This is a genomic window from Nostoc sp. NMS4, assembly GCF_017115095.1.
Taxonomy (GTDB): Bacteria; Cyanobacteriota; Cyanobacteriia; order Cyanobacteriales; family Nostocaceae; genus Nostoc.
Genome location: NZ_JABXKI010000338.1, coordinates 15202 through 31310, shown reverse-complemented (window position 1 = coordinate 31310; position 16109 = coordinate 15202). Strand labels below are relative to the sequence as shown.

The window sequence follows — 16109 nt, the reverse complement described above, 5'->3', positions numbered from 1 at the left end:
AATTCAATTTTGGATTTTGGATTGAGGATTTTGGATTAAATTTCAATCTAAAATCCAAAATCTAAAATCTAAAATTCTTGCTCCCTCATCTCCCCAATCCCCAGTCCCCACTATTGGCGATCGCGCTCTAAGTCGTCAAGCACTCTTTCGCAATACCAATTCTCTGGCATCCCAGGATAAGTCTCCTTTGCCTGTTCAATTAACCGTTCGGCAGCAGCAGTATCACCGGATAATTTAGCAATTAGCCTGTTTTTGAGATAGCTATCAGATGAACCTTCCTCTACCTGGTTTGGTATCCCTTCATTTATAGTTGATGGTCTGGACTGCTCTCTCCGCAATTGCCAAAATAAAACGTAATAAAGTGTACCAAAAATTAAAATTAGGCTGAGTGTTCCAAAAAAAGTTAGAAGGTTAAATGCTAGGAATCCTAGAACTAACTGCGAGAGAACATAGCCAAGTAATAAACCAGTCAGTAAGAGAATAAATGTGCCGACAGCAATAACTACTTGATTCCCCATATATCCTCTTCTTCGTCATCAAGTCCTGGTCTGGATAATACTACCACTGGCTTTGGATTCCAAGGTGCAAAAAAAGGCAATAATAATAATCCTGGTAAAGCAGCCATTGCTGTCAGTAGAAAGAATGTAGACCAGCCGGTGGCTTGCGCCCATGTACCTGCTGGAGCTGTGAGAATATCTCTACTAAAAGCTTGCAAACTCGAAAGTAAGGCGTACTGTGTCGCTGAAAAGCTTTGGTTACAAAGACTCATCAAAAATGCGACAAAAGCAGCTGTTTCTAGACCAGCACAGAATTGTTCTATATTAACGGCAGCTAACATGAGATAAAAGTTTTTACCGACTACTGCTAAGGCAAAGAAAGCTAAGTTACCGACAGCTTGCATGATGGCAAATATCCAGAGCGATCGATTAACACCAATTTTGGTCATTATTGCTCCGGCTGCCAAAGTGCCAATAATAGTGGCGAAAATTCCTAGTGCGCCAGGAAAGGCGATATCGGTTTGAGTGAAATGTAAGCCTTTATCTAACAAAAATGGGGTGGATACATTCTTGAGTAAAGAATCCCCCAACTTGTAAATCACAATGAATACCAAGATTAAAAGTGCTTGTAGCCAGCCGTGACGCTGGAAAAATTCAATGAAGGGTAATTTGACGGCGGCGGATAAAGTCTGAGGCGGGCGATCGCGTAAAACTGGTTCTGGTGCAAAAATAGAACTTACCACCCCTACCAGCATCAACAGCGACATCAACAAGTAAACGGCTTGCCAAGGCATTCTGTCTGCCAAAAATAACGTAACGTAACCGGTTACTAAAATGGCAAGGCGATAACCCAATAAATAAATAGATGCTCCAGCACCTCTTTCTTCTACTTCCACTACATCAGTACGGTAAGCATCAACTAAAATGTCTTGGCTAGCGCTAAAAAAGGCAACGGCCACAGCAGTAATTATTAAAGGTTGTAGCCCTTGAGATGGGTGTTGTAGAGCCATTGCAGCTATACTTAACAGTAATGCTACTTGTATAATTACCAGCCAACCTCGACGGCGACCCAAAAAAGGCGGTACAAATCTATCTAGTAAAGGCGACCAGAGAAATTTTAAAGAATAGGGTAGCTTGACTAAACTAAAAGCGGCGATCGCGGCCAAGCCGATTCCTTCTTTGGTCAACCATGCTTGTAACGTCTGACTAGTTAAATATAACGGCAACCCTGATGAAAAGCCAAGAAATAACAAAGCTCCCATCTTCGGGCTGCCAAAAATTCGTAGCAGCGATTTATTTCGTTCCACAATCTTGAAGATTCCTTTTTATATTGAATTGCAGTTATCTTGCCATAACTCCTGTCTAATTTCGTGTAAACACACAAACCTGCTAAAATTTTCTTTATTTAAGATACATATCAGCAATACTCTAACAGTGTGATTATTCCTTAATTTTCCTTAATTAACAAAGTTTAGGGGTTTAATTCCCCTGCCTAACGACGGTAGAACGTTTTGGGTCGGGGTCTAAATCCCCGGACGCGACGATCGAGTACTCGCTAACACAAAACTTAATTACGAATTACGAATTACGAATTATTTAAATAAACCTGATGCCCCCTAATTTCTACCCCGTGTGCAGCAAGGCATTTTTCCCAACCTTCACGCGTACCTATGTCGCTTTTTTGGTTAAGCAGCCCTAATTCCTGTTCTTGTTGAGTGAGTTTAGCAAATTCTTCGTAGCGTGGGTAGTTGTTGGTAACAAATGTTTCCTTCCGGTGCAAAATTGGCGGATTTTCCCTAGTTGCATAGTCTCGATGAGTGACAACTAAGGTTTTTAAATCAATACCGATGCTGGCTTTTAACGCCGGATGAGGATCAGTGTCGAATTCGGGGTAAGACAGATAGGATATTTGCGGCTTATCTGTGTGATATTTAATCAATGTGGCTTCATCGACACGCCCAATGGTACGACTAGCGCAACCTTCACAAATTCGTAGTATGGGGTCAAGTGATGCTAATGCTGAAACATGGACGTAAAGCGCACCCCGCGTATGTTTACCAATTTTGCTTTTTTCGCACGCAGTTTTAATTACCCCAGGTTTACCTAAGCTGAAAAGTTTTTGATCGGCTACAAGGCACGCTTCCTCATAGCTACTAAAGAAGGCTTTGATATCGTGACGCATTTCTGGGGCTAGCTTTTGCCATGCTGGGCGTTTATCAAAATGGGTCAGGGCGAGGTAAACTTGGATATCTAGAGAACGACGATAAGCGATCGCATCCCATTCTTCTTCATCAGTAGCTTGCAAAACTACACCAAAGGCGCGGCGAAAGTTACCAAATTCGCTGAGTAATTCCTGTTCATTTTCCAATTCGCCTTTCACAGGTAATCTACCGCGCTTGGTAAAAAAAGCCATAAGTGGTTGTAGCTGTTCTTCATAGTCTTCAAACCGCTTAGTAGGAATGCGAACTCGCGGCGTAGAAGTAGCAGAAAAGAAGCGAATAGCTTTGAAACTTTCTTTTTCGGCTTCATCTCGAAAAACAAAGTAGACACCTAAAGCGATCGGTACTGCATCGACATTTAGAACTTGATCAATATAAGTTTTGAGTTCTGCTTGTTCGTAATATTTCTGAAAAGTATTGCGGCGCGTCACAATGCCATCATTGTAAGCAAGTTGGGTTTTGCTGGGAGCGTTAATCAGGATTTGGGCAGCGACAATTAAAACTTTCCCGGTAAGTTCCCAAGCTTGGGTAAGGCTTTGACGACGTTCTTCTGAATCTTCGATGACGTTGAGAACATAACCCAAATTGACCACATCGGCGGCGGTGCGTGGGACATCAGGGTAGTAGTAAGGGTCCCAGCCTGTACTGGTGTAGCCTAAGTTTGCTATTCGCTGGACATCACCACCGTAGCCGCAACCGTAGTCAAAAAAAGTGGTGTCTGGATTGAGGATTGCCCATTCTATTGCCAATCGTACAGGACGAGATAAATCAGTGCGAGCGATCGCAGCTCGATGACGCTCGATTTCTAACGCTTCAGGCATAATATTAATTCGTAATTCGTAATGACGCTCGAATACTCGCTAACGTAATTCGTAATTAATAGGACTTACGCAATAACTCTCTGAAACTCTTATTCCTTTGTGTCCTTTGCGTCCTTTGCGGTTCGTTTTTTCATTATTTTGCGTAAGTCCTAATTAAGACACCTAGAAGCTAATATTTTGTCAAGGTTTAATGGCCAGTTCAATTAAATCTTCAATTTTCTTGATATTTGGATCGCCAGCTAAGTAACCAATACCGCGATGTAAATGTAAGCGGAATTGGGTGGCGAGGGTTTCTTTGTCGGTGGGATAACCGTCATTGTGACAGCGTTGCTTGAGGGCGAGGAGGAGAATATCGGACATTTCGCCGCCAAAGACGCGCCAACTCATCTCGACGTTGCTATCTTGGGGAATTGGGACGGGGGATGGTGCGGTTGCTTCTGCGAGGGAACGACAAAACGCCCAACGGCATAGAATATTCCATTGGTCGATTTTGGTGCTGCGCTTAAGTTTGGTAAGTTGCTCTTTGGCTGTTTGAGAGAGTTTTATTCTTTCGATTGGCGATTCCATGATAATTCTTCAATAACGAGTTTTACTAAAAATTGAGGTAGTTTTTGCTCATAAACCCAAACAGTAACGAACCGCCGTTTCAACTTCCAGCATCTTATACCGTTTCTTTATAAAGCTGCGCTAAATTCTAATTTTTTTCAACGCAAAGGTACGCGGAGGTTTTTTAAAGATAATTCGCTACGTCCCAAGATAATTAAGTGCATCTTCATAGATAATTGGTATTAGAATCATAGCTCACAGCTTTTCTAAACCATCCATTTCCGTAACACTAAATTCATTGTTTATGGAGGTAATTTCTGTTTGTATATCTACATCAATAGCCATTGCAGTTAGTTGCTCATTCATATATTTAATATCAGTTAATTTCTTTAATATTTGCTTTCTTTCTTGCACTTTTTGGGCGATACGTTCTAATAAGCATTCTAATTCTTCTAATGATAAGGTACTTAAGTCATGCTCTATTTTTAGTAAATGTGGTGAGTTCATCATTGATTATCTACTTTCCAAAGATCGTTATACATATTATAAATATCTTTTTTAGACGATATCTACTACCAAAAATATTGATTTTCTATCACTGTAGTTTGGCGGGTGGAGGAGTCGTATTTGAGCAGGTATTCACGAGCGATCGCTTCATTTTCTCGCAGTGTTTCAACTTCTTTTTTACCAATCTCGGTATCCGTAGATAACAAAATCACTTGATGGCTGGCGGATGGAAAGTAACGTTCAACTAAGTTTTGGCGGTGAGATGAGTCTAGTCTACCTAGTGGCGTATCGATCGCGACTGGTAGGCGGTGTCCAGAGACTTTGGCTAAACCCCAGAGAAAGGCGATCGCTAGTAGTTGTTTTTCGCCAGCCGAGAGGCGATGTTTAGGAACTGGTTTACCACTTAAATCGTAAAGCAAAAGGCTGAAAGTCTTAGTATCAATAGTGATGCGATGCACTAAGTCTGATTTATGCAGTAGATAAAGAAAGCAGTTTTTAACTTCCTCTTCTAATTTATTGAGTTTTCTCAAGGTTAATTTTTCACGAAAAATCTTAAGTGTGTTTTGAACTTTAGCCGCAGAGGTAATAATATGTTCGCTATTTTTGTGTTTAATATTTTCTACAGTATAATCACTTAATTCTCTTTTTGACTTGGCAATAGTAGTTTCTAATTCAGCTAAACGGCGGCGGATTGTTTCGTAATTTGCTTTAGCTTCAACAACTTGATTTTGTGCCGTTTCTAGTGCTTGACGCAGCTTTGTATAATCTTCTGGTGCTGCTGCTGTTTGCACTTGCCTTTCTAGAGTATTAATTTCTTCTTCTTTATTTTTGAGAATAGCTAATTTCTCTTTTGCAGCAAGTTTAGAATTTTGTAAATGATATATGAGATTATCTAGCTGACTTAAAGTTTCATCATCAGCTAATAACCAAGGTGCTTCTATCTGAATAGTCTTTGCATATAAACTATCTACATCTTGGATTAAAAATGATTGAATTTTTTCAACTTGTATCGGCGAAATTTCTACTTGATTTAGCCAATTCAGTAAACGCTGATCTCGTTCAATTAACAAATCTTTAGAAATTTGTACTTGTTGATGGCGAAATTCCTTTTCTCCCTGTGCTTGCGCCTGATTAAGCAGATTAGGAATTAATGCCAGAGGTAAAACATCAGCCGCTAATTCACACATTGACTGACGTACTTGTTCAATTTCCGCAGTTTTTGTATCCTGTTGTAATTCTAATTGATTACGTTCGGCTGCAATCTTACCACCTTCAGAAATAAATTTATCAAAGGCTTCTTGCTGTTTTTGTTCTAACTCTTCTACCTGATTTTTAAGAGTTTCTAATTTTTCTCCTGTTATTTGATAATCTTCTTGCTGTTGGGTTAACCTAGTTTCAATTTCCTCTAGGTTTGCTAAATCCTTACTATTACCAACTTCTTTAAGTTTACGATTAACTAAGATATCTAAATCAACTGCTAAACGATCTGCTAACTCTAAACCTAAAAGCCCGCGAATTGCATCTACTACAACTGGTGGCGGTGTTTCCTGTTCTGCAAGTTCTTTAACTTGTTCACCATCAAAGAGAAATAAGTTAGAAATCCCTAATGGCAGAAGATTTTCAATATATTCATCCCAGATATTAACTAAAGCATCAGGCCATGTATCACTGTCGCCTAAAATACCTAATGTATCTTTACCGTCTTTAGGATTTTTCGTCCAACTACGCACAACACGGTATTTTATTGGTTTATCATTTTCAATATGTTCAAAAAGTAATTCAATCCGGGTGTCTGCAACTGGATCAATTTTATTGTTAACACATTGATTGAGAAAATCGCTATAACTTAAATTACCACGGGTAGAACATTGGGCGCGAGCGCCATAAAGGGCGAGACGAATGGCATCCATAAGCGTAGTTTTTCCGCCGCCATTCATACCACCTAATAGGATGATTGGACGCGAGTTTTCATCATCAATTTTTGGGTTAAGGTTGATTACCTGTTTTCCACTGTAGGGGCCAAAGTTTTGTAAGACGAGTTCAAGAAATATCATTAATTTTTAAGATTAACATGAATTCGACAGCGATCGCAGAAGCAGAAAGTTTGTGATGAAAGGAATCAGATAAAATTAATTAGATGATTTTGTCTGACGCATTGAGAAAAAATATTGTCTATGAAATATAGATAATACCATCACTAACTGTTAAGAAATGCGATTGTATCTGTCTGGGTGTTGGTAAGCGTGGCTAGATTTGCACACCTCCAGCTTGAAAAATCTGTTCGGCGGTTAAATTCAATTCTGGGAAAGTAGGCGAGACAATATGGGTATCGCCTTTAAATTGAGTAACTTGGTACTCACCATCAATTAATTGATAAATGGATATAGTAGGCAGCTTAGGATTGCCAATAAACTTCCTAGCACCTATAGCCGCATAATCTATAATCCAATATTCGGGAATACCTATAGCTTCATAATCAGCTAATTTTTTGTAGTAATCATCTCGCCAATTAGTACTAACAACTTCAATAACCAATGGAATAGATGCAGCTTGAGATACAGTTGATTCTTTTTTCCATAAAGGCTCATTCACTAAATTTGGTCGATTGATTATTAATATGTCTGGTGAATAAGCTGATTCACCTTCAAATGGCTTGACTAATACAGTTTTTGGAATGAAGTAAGGAAGTTTTTGTCGCCCAATTTCGATAGATATATTTAGCGCCAAAAAACCAACAACATCCTCATGATCTCCCACTGGTTGTGCCATTTCAACAATCACGCCATCATGTAATTCGTATCTCCCACCCTCAGGCCGCCAAGCGGCAAAATCTTCAAAAGTTACTAATTTGTGTTTGGCTTGAATCATAGAACCTCGCTTGTCTTAAGATAACCCAACTTTGTCAAGCGTTCTTTAAGTAGTTTGTTGACTCCCATCTTCTATTATTCTATTCTTCTGAATCTTTCTTTTTAAATTTCATACTTCCCCAAGTTACCTGTTCATCACTTTCACTTTTAACTTCATCTACCTCATCAACTGCTGGAACATCGCCCAAAGTCATCTGCTTGACTTTGGCAACATCACCTTGACTAACTGCTTCGCTTAATTCGCGTTTCAAACGAGCATTTTTAATCGCATCTTCTGGGGAACGGGAACTCGTATTAAAACATTTTTCTAGGGTTTCGTATATTCCCACGCGACGAGTCTTTTTGCGATACTGGCGTTCTGTGTCTAATAATTTCGCCATGAGTTCCAAGTGCATCGCATCACCTTCACAGATTTCTTCTAATACTATCCATTCATCACGACCTAGTAGGCTATAGTCAGCACCAGGACGCGGGTCTTGAAATTCTTCGCCAGTCACTTCTTGATAAATCCGGGGTAAGCTATCATCAAATTCGTGTTTGTCTTCTAGCCAAATGCGGCGAATTTCGCTCATTTCTTCGAGAGTAATTAGGGTGATATCGCGCATATTTTCTGGCGCTGTCCGACGGATTTTTGTTTGCGCTTCTAATAATCGTCTAAGCCAATGTTCCCGCCAATATTTAGTATAGGGGCCATGAATTGGTTCAATAGAAGCTTCACCATCTACATGACGCTCAAAAAGTTGAACTTCTCCCCAGATGCGACGGAAATCTCTTTTATCGCGGTCATCTCTATTATCTAATTCATTGCGGATATCTAATAAAGGCTGCATCCATTCTTTTTCTTCATCATTTTGAATCATTGCCTCCATTGATTTATCTTTACTAACAATTGTGCAAACCCAACAGCCAAATCGAGAATCACCACAGCTAGCAGTAGAAGTATCAACAACTAAAGGACATTCATTATCTGCTGTAGCACCTCGATACATGGTGAACAAATCTTTGTTGCTATATCCCCAAGGGTTTTGCCATTGATTTAAGTAAATCCAAACTTCATCAGTACGCCAATCTTCGATAGGGCTATAAATTAAAGAATTAGGCAAACTTGCACTATGATAAAGTAGAGATGTCGGTGAACTTGAATCAGAAACTAGGCGATCTTTTAGGCTACCGGCTTGATGTTTTTCCATTGAGATAGCACGTTTGACACTTTCAGCCTTGCGCGTACCTAAAACAAGAATAACTTCCCCATTTACTCTAACCACATCACGAATAAAGCGGTTAGAAGGATGAATTTTCAGACGGTCTGTACACCAACGAAATTTTCCTCGCGGGGTTGGATAACCTTTACCAATCAAGCTTACCCAGAATGTTTCTTTAATTTCTGGATGTAATAAATGGGGTTCAATGGGCATTTTTTGTTCTTTAGCAGTAACCCTCATCCTTTCTAAAGATTTGCGTACCCAAACAGAGACTACAGGGTTTTCTACCAGTGTGTCAGTTGTAATAACATGAATAGTCTTTTTTCGCTTTTCAATTGGTAGTGCTGCGATCGCATTCCAGATAAGCTGTAAGGTAGCAGTACTATCTTTGCCGCCCGAATAGCCCACCACCCAAGGGATGTCATCTAAACAATACAATTCTTGAATTTCAGTGGTGAGAACTTGGATATAGTCTACTAACTCTGCTACAGTACGTACTTGCTGAACTGTCTTTTCTGGTTGTTGTGCTGTAGTCATTTCTCCTTCTCTCTGGAAATATTAGCGTAATATTCGGGTGAATCGGGCGAATAGAATTCGCGGCTATACAAACAGAACCCACCGACCTGGGTTGAAAAAAATAATATCCGGGCGAATAGAATTCGCGGCTACACAGGCAAAACCCACCTGCGTGGGTTGAAGAAAAGTTTTTAAAAACTTTACTACTAATATCCAAATTTTTAGATAATTAAACTACATAATTCCATTCTGTTTTTAAAATTTAACATGAAAGATAGTGCATCTGACCCAACTGCTGACATCGCTAGAGAGTACCTGGAACGGGAAAACAAGGAAAAACAGGTACTAGCTTTACTCCTAGAGAAGTTTTTAGGGAGAAAAGATCAGATTCTCGTTCAAAAAACTGAGATGGGCGGTACTGAGGCTTATGTTAGCTCTGTTACCTTGGAATGGTTCGCCGGTCGGGTTCACTTCGCCTCTGGCTTACCTCTGTTTCAAAAAAAGTATAATCATGAGACTGATAATGTCGAGATTGACGCGGATAGTATTGACGAAATTCAGCAGCGTCCCCTTGATTGGTCACGTCAAGCACCGCTAGTACAGTATTTAGCGGCTCGACAAAATCACAAATTTCCGCCAGTACTAGTAGTAATTAATCAACCGTGGGTAGATAATCCTAAAGCTGCTGAGTGGGATAGTGAAGGACGCGCCACAAAATCTACTACTGATTTCATCCCCCTAGATAAAGATGCAAAAGTAGGTCTGTTAAATATTTCTGAAGATAATGTGACTATTTATGCGTTAGATGGTCAACATCGATTAATGGGAGTTCAGGGGTTGATGGAGTTAATTAAAACTCGTAAACTCCAGCGCTATAAAAAAGATAAAGGTGTTGATGACAGTTTTATTACAGTCAATGATTTGATAGAAAAGTACCAAGTAGACCTTGCTTACTTGCAAAATTTACCCAAGGAAAAAATTGGTATTGAGTTTATCTGTGCGGTAGCGGCTGGGGAAACTCGCACTCAGGCGAGGCGGAGGGTAAGATCGATTTTTGTTCATGTTAACCTGATGGCTGCACCCTTGACTAAAGGGCAACTAACACAGTTGAATGAAGATGATGGTTTTGCGATCGTTGCGAGAAAAATTGCAGTTACACATCCATTATTAGAACAACAACAAGATCGCAATCCTCGTGTTAATTGGAATAGTGCAACCGTAGCCTCTAATTCTACAGTTTTGACCACTTTGCAAGCTCTGCAAGATATGTCTGAGCGATATTTGGCTCAAAAGTTCCCTCACTGGAAACCTTTAGAGAAAGGTCTAATTCCCATGCGTCCAGAGGATGAAGAACTTGAGCAGGGAATTGAGGAATTTAAAAAGCTATTTGATTCTTTGGCTAGTCTTTCTAGTTATAAAATTTTAGAACATGAGGATACACTAGCTTTGCGGAGATTTAGCTTTGAGAAAGATGGAGGTGAAGGAAATATGCTTTTCCGTCCGGTTGCTCAAGTTGCATTAGCGCAAGCTTTGGGAATTTTGGTTTTTAAAAAGGGTTTTTCACTCGCAGATATTTTTAAGAAACTGCGGAAGTTTGACCAGCAAGGTGGTTTTAGTGGTATGGAATATCCCCAATCTCTCTGGTATGGGGTTTTGTACGACCCAAATAAAAAGCGGGTGCAGGTTGCTGGACGAGATTTGGCGGCGAAGTTATTGGTTTATATCCTGGGTGGAATTCAGGAACAGATGGAACGTGCTGAACTTCGTAAGGCTTTGGCGGATGCTAGAACTGTGGAAGATAAAACTATAGGTTTTGATGGTGAGTTTGTTGAACCGAAAGCGGTAGGACTTCCACCTATCTTGTAATTATGCTTTAAATATATTTTGGCGATGCCATTGCAGCGCTTCCAGTTCTGGAAAGTGTTGCTCTTTATTTGGAAGAAGTATTGTTTCACCATGAAAATCTTTTATAGGTTTAGCATGGGGAGATACTTCTTCCAAATTATTAGTGACTATAATTTGGTATTGCTCATCTACAGTAAACCAACCCCTATCAAATGCCCAATGATGATTTTTACACAGTGCTATTCCATTATGAATTTTATTATCATAAAACTGTGAGAATGGCTTAATATGTGCACCATCCACAATATTTTGATTTACTTTTTTAGTTACTTTTAGCCCACAAAAGGCACATCTGTAGTCATAAATACGAATAATTGCTGTCCTAAAGAAAGCATTTCTAATAACTGCCCGTTTCAAGCTAAACCTTGGATTAGTCTCTAAATTTCCTGTTTCAATTAATTTTTCTATCTCTACTGATTCCTCTTGAAAAGTTTGATTTATTTGTAAAATAGCCTCTATATCATTTTCATTATCAGAAAAGAAAGCTGTCACAAGTGCATCAATTAGTTCTTTTCTGCAAAGTTCATCTTGCAAAAAGTTAAGTAATTCATTGTCTAGATATGCGTATTCAACAGCCTCCTTTAGTTTGTTAATTGTTTTTGGCTGTAACCCATTAAATTCAGGCTTAAATTTTAAATACCAAAAACCCTCATTTTGCAGATGCAAGAAAGGATAGTGTAAACCACCTTTGTATGACGGGGAACCGATTACATTCCAATACCTCTCAAATGTTTGAATTAATTCGTCTGAAACTGGAATCTCATTAGTAGTGATAATACCTCGCGCAATCAAATCAATTACAGATAAAAGTAATATTGGTTTATATTGAGCATTACCACGCTTTCTGCTATTACTCACATTTAATTCAGCAAGCAGTTGACAATAATAAGCTATATTTTTCATATTTAATAACTTAATTAATTAAGCAAAAAAATCAATTTAAGAATTTACTGAGGTCAAATTCTTCTTCTAGCTGTTCTTTTGTTCCTCTTTCAGAAATCAGAACTAATAGAAGTCGCTCTGAGTAGTCAACAGAACCCCGTAACTCATTTTGTAAAATTTCCAGTCCGGCGTTAGCATACTCTTCAAATATTTGAGTACGTTTATCTTCATCTTGTTCTTCTCTAGATGAGAGTATGTTGATATCTTGAGTTTCATTGATTCCTAATAATTTAATAATTAGGTCATATCCCAAGGAAGCAAAATTTTCTTGTGGAATTGGAGATGGTTCTCTTTTTGTAGTTTCCCCTAAAGGAACACGTCTTTTATTTTTAACGCCCAATGCTGCTGCAAACACCATAACTTCTACATAAGTTTGAAAAGGCCCAGTTGTGTCTTTTGATGCGACTAGAGATTTTACCAACTCAGCCTTATCTTTAGCAACCCTGATTCTGTTTGCAGCCATTTTTGCAGCCATTGTTTTAATATATACTGTGTTGCTATTTTAACCGGAAGTTAAAAGTGATGCCTATTATTTTATACTAGTATGTGAGCGATCGCCTAAACAAACAAATTATCCACTAACATAGTGCATCCTGGCAGTGTGGGTTCAGCTTCAGCCACCTCACCACGGCGAAAAACTTGCGGTTCTTCAGGGTTACTCGCACGATATACTCTAATAACTTCCTCTTTAAATACATCTACATCCCAAACTACCAAAGTACCAGCCGCAAAATAATCACGGCGTTTACTAGCCATATCTTTTTCAGCCTTATCACCGTAATCATTTTGACTTCGCACCTCAACAGCAAACACAGGCGCACCATTCAGAAACTTCCCGCCTGTAGGTTTGCCAATATAAAATGCGGCATCAGGACTTAAAGAACGGCGATTAGGGAGATTTACAATAAAACCGACATTATCAGGTAAGGCATAACTACTTTTTGTCAGACGTTCATAATCCCGTAGACTTGCATAAATTTCACCACCCGCACGTCCTGGTAAAAATCCAGTTGGAGACATCAGCACCAATTTCCCATTGACAATCTCTGCTTTACAATTGTCAGGTAACTGGTACAAATCTTCAATAGTTGCTTCAGTTTTAATACTCATAAAACATCTTCTAATGAGTTAAGGATAATTTAAACTTTACATCTTCTCTTCTCTCTGCGTCCTCTGCGCCTCTGCGGTTCGTTTTTCAAAAACCTATCTTGCAAACTGCACATCCTCATAAACCAAAGAAATAGGAAAGTGAAAATCAACACTAGTTAAATGAACTTCATCTCCTTAACTTTCATCTTTATAAATATCGCTACGATGTCCTACTTTGATTACAGTTATTATCAAAACATCATCAGCTAATTCATAAACAACTCGATAATCTCCGACTCGAACCCGATATGAATTATCATCACCTTGTAATTTTTTTACCCCGTTTGGACGCGGTTCTATTGCCAACTCGTTGATTTTAGTTTGTATGCGCTGTTGTACATCTATAGGTAGTTTCCTAAACTGCTTTTTCGCACCCCTTGAAAATTCAACTTCGTAACTCACGCAACATCCTTGTTTATTTCGTTTCTTATTTCGTTTTGAATTTCATCCCAAGATACAGTACCATTAATGCGTATATCTTCCCTAGCTTCTTTAATGGCTTTTAAGTCTTCTTCATCGTCTACATCATCGATTCTTTTTAAGAGTGCATGAATTTCATTTAAAGTACTGTCATAAGCTTGATGTAGGAGTACGTTAATATCTTTAATTAACTGTTCTCTTTCGTGTACGTTCATTTTTAATCATCCTCGCATGGTTTGACTTTTTATCCTACCGATTCTTTAAATATTACGTTCAACGGCGATAATTTCAGTATATTCATACTCATTCGGACTTTGTTTCACCAAAGGATATCTTTCTCCACCCAACTGAATATAATCTTGTTCGCAATCCGGCTTAGATGAATAATATGTCAGCACATATTCTCTACCAATTCTATTTGTCATTTCTGTTTCCACTTCACCCCGCCACTGAGTTTTAGTAACTAAAACTATCAACTGATTAGCTAATTTAGGAATCGTCTTCGCAATGTGTCGCCGCGAACTTTCATCCAAACTACCAAAAGGCGAATCCATAACAATAGGAAAAGTACTACTATCAGGAATCATCATCATTTTTCGTTTCTCACTCCATTCCCTTACTTTATCAATAATGCTGGCAATAAAAGATAAGCTGAGAATTTGATTCTGTCCCGTTGATGCTGCAACTAATGCTTCTATCCCTGTAGTATTTTCTACTAATGTCAGTTCATATTTATCGCTAATTTTCGGAATGTATGGAGTAACTGAAATCTCCATGAATATCTCTTGTACTCGCTTTTCTAGTTGTAGACGAAATTGTTGTTCTTGACGATTTCTAACTTCTGTTAACCGTTCGATTGCATCTTGAGTGGCGTTAATTCGTCGCTGTGCTAAAGTTTGCTTGTCTTCATTCAGCTTTTGTTTAGCAATTTGTTTATTCAAACCTTCAATCTCAGTTGTCAGTTGAACAATTTGCTGCTGATTTGCACCCTGTTCTCGATTTAATTCATCAATTTTACTTTCAATTTCATCTAAGCGTTTTTGCAAACTACTAATTTCTTCATTCGCATCTTTTCGCAGTCGTTCTTGAATATTGTCTAAATCGCCTTCAATTTGAGATATGCTTTGCCTTAATTGATTAATTCTAGTTTGTTCTCTATCAACTTCTTCCCAAAATCCTATGGCTTGCTTATCAATTTCATCTACTTGAGCTATCATCCGAATTGCAGTTTCTTCCACCGCCGAAGAACCTGCTTTATTTAACCAGGTACTCACATGAGTATGAGAATGATTACCCTCGTGTAATTCTGCACCACAAATACAGCGCTGAGAATTGAGTAAATCATTGACAAATTCCCGCGAAATTCCTGATGTTAACTCACCTCGCGCCTTCAAATCATTGATAATTCCGCGAAACTGCGCTGTAGTTTCTGACAATAAAACGGTATAACCTCGCGCGGAAATAACTTTTTTTAGCGCTTCCTTAGTTTTTTTATATTCTTCTTGATTCGCCGCTTTCTGTGATTCTAAATCCTGCCATCTTTCTTGCAATTCCTTCGCCGCACTCAGTTCTCGCAAACGGTTACTTGTCTCTTTTTTAAAAGTTTGTTGATATTCTAATTCTTCTTTAATTTCCGCTTGTCGTTTGCTGATGCGTTCGCGTTCCCGCTCTATCTTGTCTTGCTGTCGTAATAACTGTTTAGTTTGGGAATCACCAATAGCTTTTAAATCATTTTCTAAAGTTTTTTTAGCATCTCCCAAATGTTTGATAGAACGGTTGATTACCTCGACACCCAAGAAGATTTTTGTCGCTTCAGCAATTTCAGTTTTTTTGTCAGAACGGACTATTTCTTCAATTCGTTCGCCGTCAAAGAAAAAATATTGATGTAAAATAGCTGGTAAAATTTGATTGATTATATCGTCTGGTTGCTGATTTGGTATATTCCATTTGCCATCATCTCCACCAACCCACATGGTTAATTTAGTTTTACCAGCATCAAAATCACCTTCGTTTTTATAACCCCGACAGGCGCGTTTGACTCGATAGCGTTTACCTTCATGTTCCCAGCCAATTTCTACCCAACATTCTACAGGTTGACCTTTGGCAGTTTCAGCGATCGCTCTTTTATTAACTAGCTGTTCTATCGATGCAAATGCTGCACTAAATTTCTCATATAATACCCAAGTAAAGGCATTTAGTAAACTGGTTTTTCCAGAGCCATTATTACCATGAATAATCGTCGTGTTATGAACATCACCACCAGCCAGAATCATCTCTGGTGTCGTACCATAAAAGGAACGAAAGTTGCAGAGCTTAATTGAAGTCAGCTTCATTGCACCTCTTCCTTCACAATGTCCAAAATATTATCATTTATATGGCTGTTAATCTTTTTATCTAACCTGCCTTTTTCTAACTTCCATACGCGCTCAATAATTCGCCGTACTTCCGGTGGGGCGCTGGTTATTGGCTCTTGCACATCATCGATATTCGCCTCTTGTGACATCTTCGGTTTTTAAAT

Annotated in this window: 16 protein-coding genes; 1 reads left to right on the top strand and 15 read right to left on the bottom strand. The window is 38.8% G+C overall.

What is annotated here, in order from left to right; translation table 11 throughout:
• Positions 1-110: 110 nt before the first annotated feature.
• The 8 genes from HWQ37_RS30285 to dndC all read right to left on the bottom strand — a co-directional run bounded on the left by HWQ37_RS30285 (position 111) and on the right by dndC (position 9196).
• A complete protein-coding gene (locus HWQ37_RS30285; RefSeq protein WP_292754130.1) occupies positions 111-518 on the bottom strand; it encodes an ABC transporter permease in 408 nt (135 codons plus the stop codon).
• Positions 503-1804: an AmpG family muropeptide MFS transporter gene (locus HWQ37_RS30280; RefSeq protein ID WP_292754128.1), complete on the bottom strand. Its 1302-nt coding sequence runs from the start codon at positions 1802-1804 to the stop codon at positions 503-505. Before HWQ37_RS30280 ends, HWQ37_RS30285 begins: the two co-directional genes overlap by 16 nt.
• Before the next feature lie 278 nt (positions 1805-2082).
• Positions 2083-3537 carry a DNA phosphorothioation-associated putative methyltransferase gene (locus HWQ37_RS30275; protein WP_292754126.1) on the bottom strand — a complete coding sequence of 485 codons (1455 nt, stop codon included), beginning with the start codon at positions 3535-3537 and terminating at the stop codon, positions 2083-2085.
• Between the two features lie 180 nt (positions 3538-3717).
• Positions 3718-4104, bottom strand: a complete 387-nt coding sequence (dndE, locus tag HWQ37_RS30270) for a DNA sulfur modification protein DndE (protein ID WP_292754124.1) — start codon at positions 4102-4104, stop codon at positions 3718-3720.
• Between the two features lie 234 nt (positions 4105-4338).
• On the bottom strand, positions 4339-4593 hold the full coding sequence (locus HWQ37_RS30265) for a hypothetical protein (RefSeq protein ID WP_292754122.1): 255 nt from the start codon (positions 4591-4593) through the stop codon (positions 4339-4341).
• A 62-nt stretch (positions 4594-4655) separates the two neighbouring features.
• On the bottom strand, positions 4656-6644 hold the full coding sequence (gene dndD, locus HWQ37_RS30260) for a DNA sulfur modification protein DndD (RefSeq protein WP_292754120.1): 1989 nt from the start codon (positions 6642-6644) through the stop codon (positions 4656-4658).
• 193 nt (positions 6645-6837) lie between these two features.
• Complete coding sequence (locus HWQ37_RS30255) at positions 6838-7458, bottom strand: Uma2 family endonuclease (RefSeq protein WP_292754118.1); 621 nt, start codon at positions 7456-7458, stop codon at positions 6838-6840.
• 79 nt (positions 7459-7537) lie between these two features.
• The gene (dndC, locus tag HWQ37_RS30250; RefSeq protein ID WP_292754117.1) at positions 7538-9196 is read right to left on the bottom strand and encodes a DNA phosphorothioation system sulfurtransferase DndC; all 1659 of its coding nucleotides are present in this window, start codon (positions 9194-9196) and stop codon (positions 7538-7540) included.
• Between the two features lie 246 nt (positions 9197-9442).
• Between dndC and HWQ37_RS30245 the strand changes: the two genes are divergently transcribed.
• Entirely contained in the window at positions 9443-11041 is a 1599-nt protein-coding gene (locus HWQ37_RS30245; RefSeq protein ID WP_292754115.1) for a DGQHR domain-containing protein, read from the top strand.
• Here HWQ37_RS30245 and HWQ37_RS30240 read toward each other — a convergent pair whose 3' ends face one another.
• The 7 genes from HWQ37_RS30240 to HWQ37_RS30210 all read right to left on the bottom strand — a co-directional run bounded on the left by HWQ37_RS30240 (position 11042) and on the right by HWQ37_RS30210 (position 16094).
• Positions 11042-11983 carry an HNH endonuclease gene (locus tag HWQ37_RS30240; RefSeq protein WP_292754113.1) on the bottom strand — a complete coding sequence of 314 codons (942 nt, stop codon included), beginning with the start codon at positions 11981-11983 and terminating at the stop codon, positions 11042-11044.
• A 31-nt stretch (positions 11984-12014) separates the two neighbouring features.
• Entirely contained in the window at positions 12015-12485 is a 471-nt protein-coding gene (locus tag HWQ37_RS30235) for a DNA phosphorothioation-associated protein 4 (protein WP_292754134.1), read from the bottom strand.
• A gap of 95 nt (positions 12486-12580) precedes the next feature.
• Complete coding sequence (locus tag HWQ37_RS30230; RefSeq protein ID WP_292754111.1) at positions 12581-13132, bottom strand: Uma2 family endonuclease; 552 nt, start codon at positions 13130-13132, stop codon at positions 12581-12583.
• 174 nt (positions 13133-13306) lie between these two features.
• On the bottom strand, positions 13307-13573 hold the full coding sequence (locus HWQ37_RS30225) for a type II toxin-antitoxin system RelE family toxin (protein WP_292754109.1): 267 nt from the start codon (positions 13571-13573) through the stop codon (positions 13307-13309).
• Positions 13570-13806 carry a hypothetical protein gene (locus HWQ37_RS30220; protein ID WP_292754107.1) on the bottom strand — a complete coding sequence of 79 codons (237 nt, stop codon included), beginning with the start codon at positions 13804-13806 and terminating at the stop codon, positions 13570-13572. Before HWQ37_RS30220 ends, HWQ37_RS30225 begins: the two co-directional genes overlap by 4 nt.
• A gap of 45 nt (positions 13807-13851) precedes the next feature.
• Complete coding sequence (locus HWQ37_RS30215) at positions 13852-15924, bottom strand: AAA family ATPase (protein ID WP_292754105.1); 2073 nt, start codon at positions 15922-15924, stop codon at positions 13852-13854.
• Positions 15921-16094, bottom strand: coding sequence for a hypothetical protein (locus tag HWQ37_RS30210; protein WP_292754103.1), 174 nt, complete (start codon positions 16092-16094; stop codon positions 15921-15923). Before HWQ37_RS30210 ends, HWQ37_RS30215 begins: the two co-directional genes overlap by 4 nt.
• Between the last annotated feature and the right edge of the window lie 15 nt (positions 16095-16109).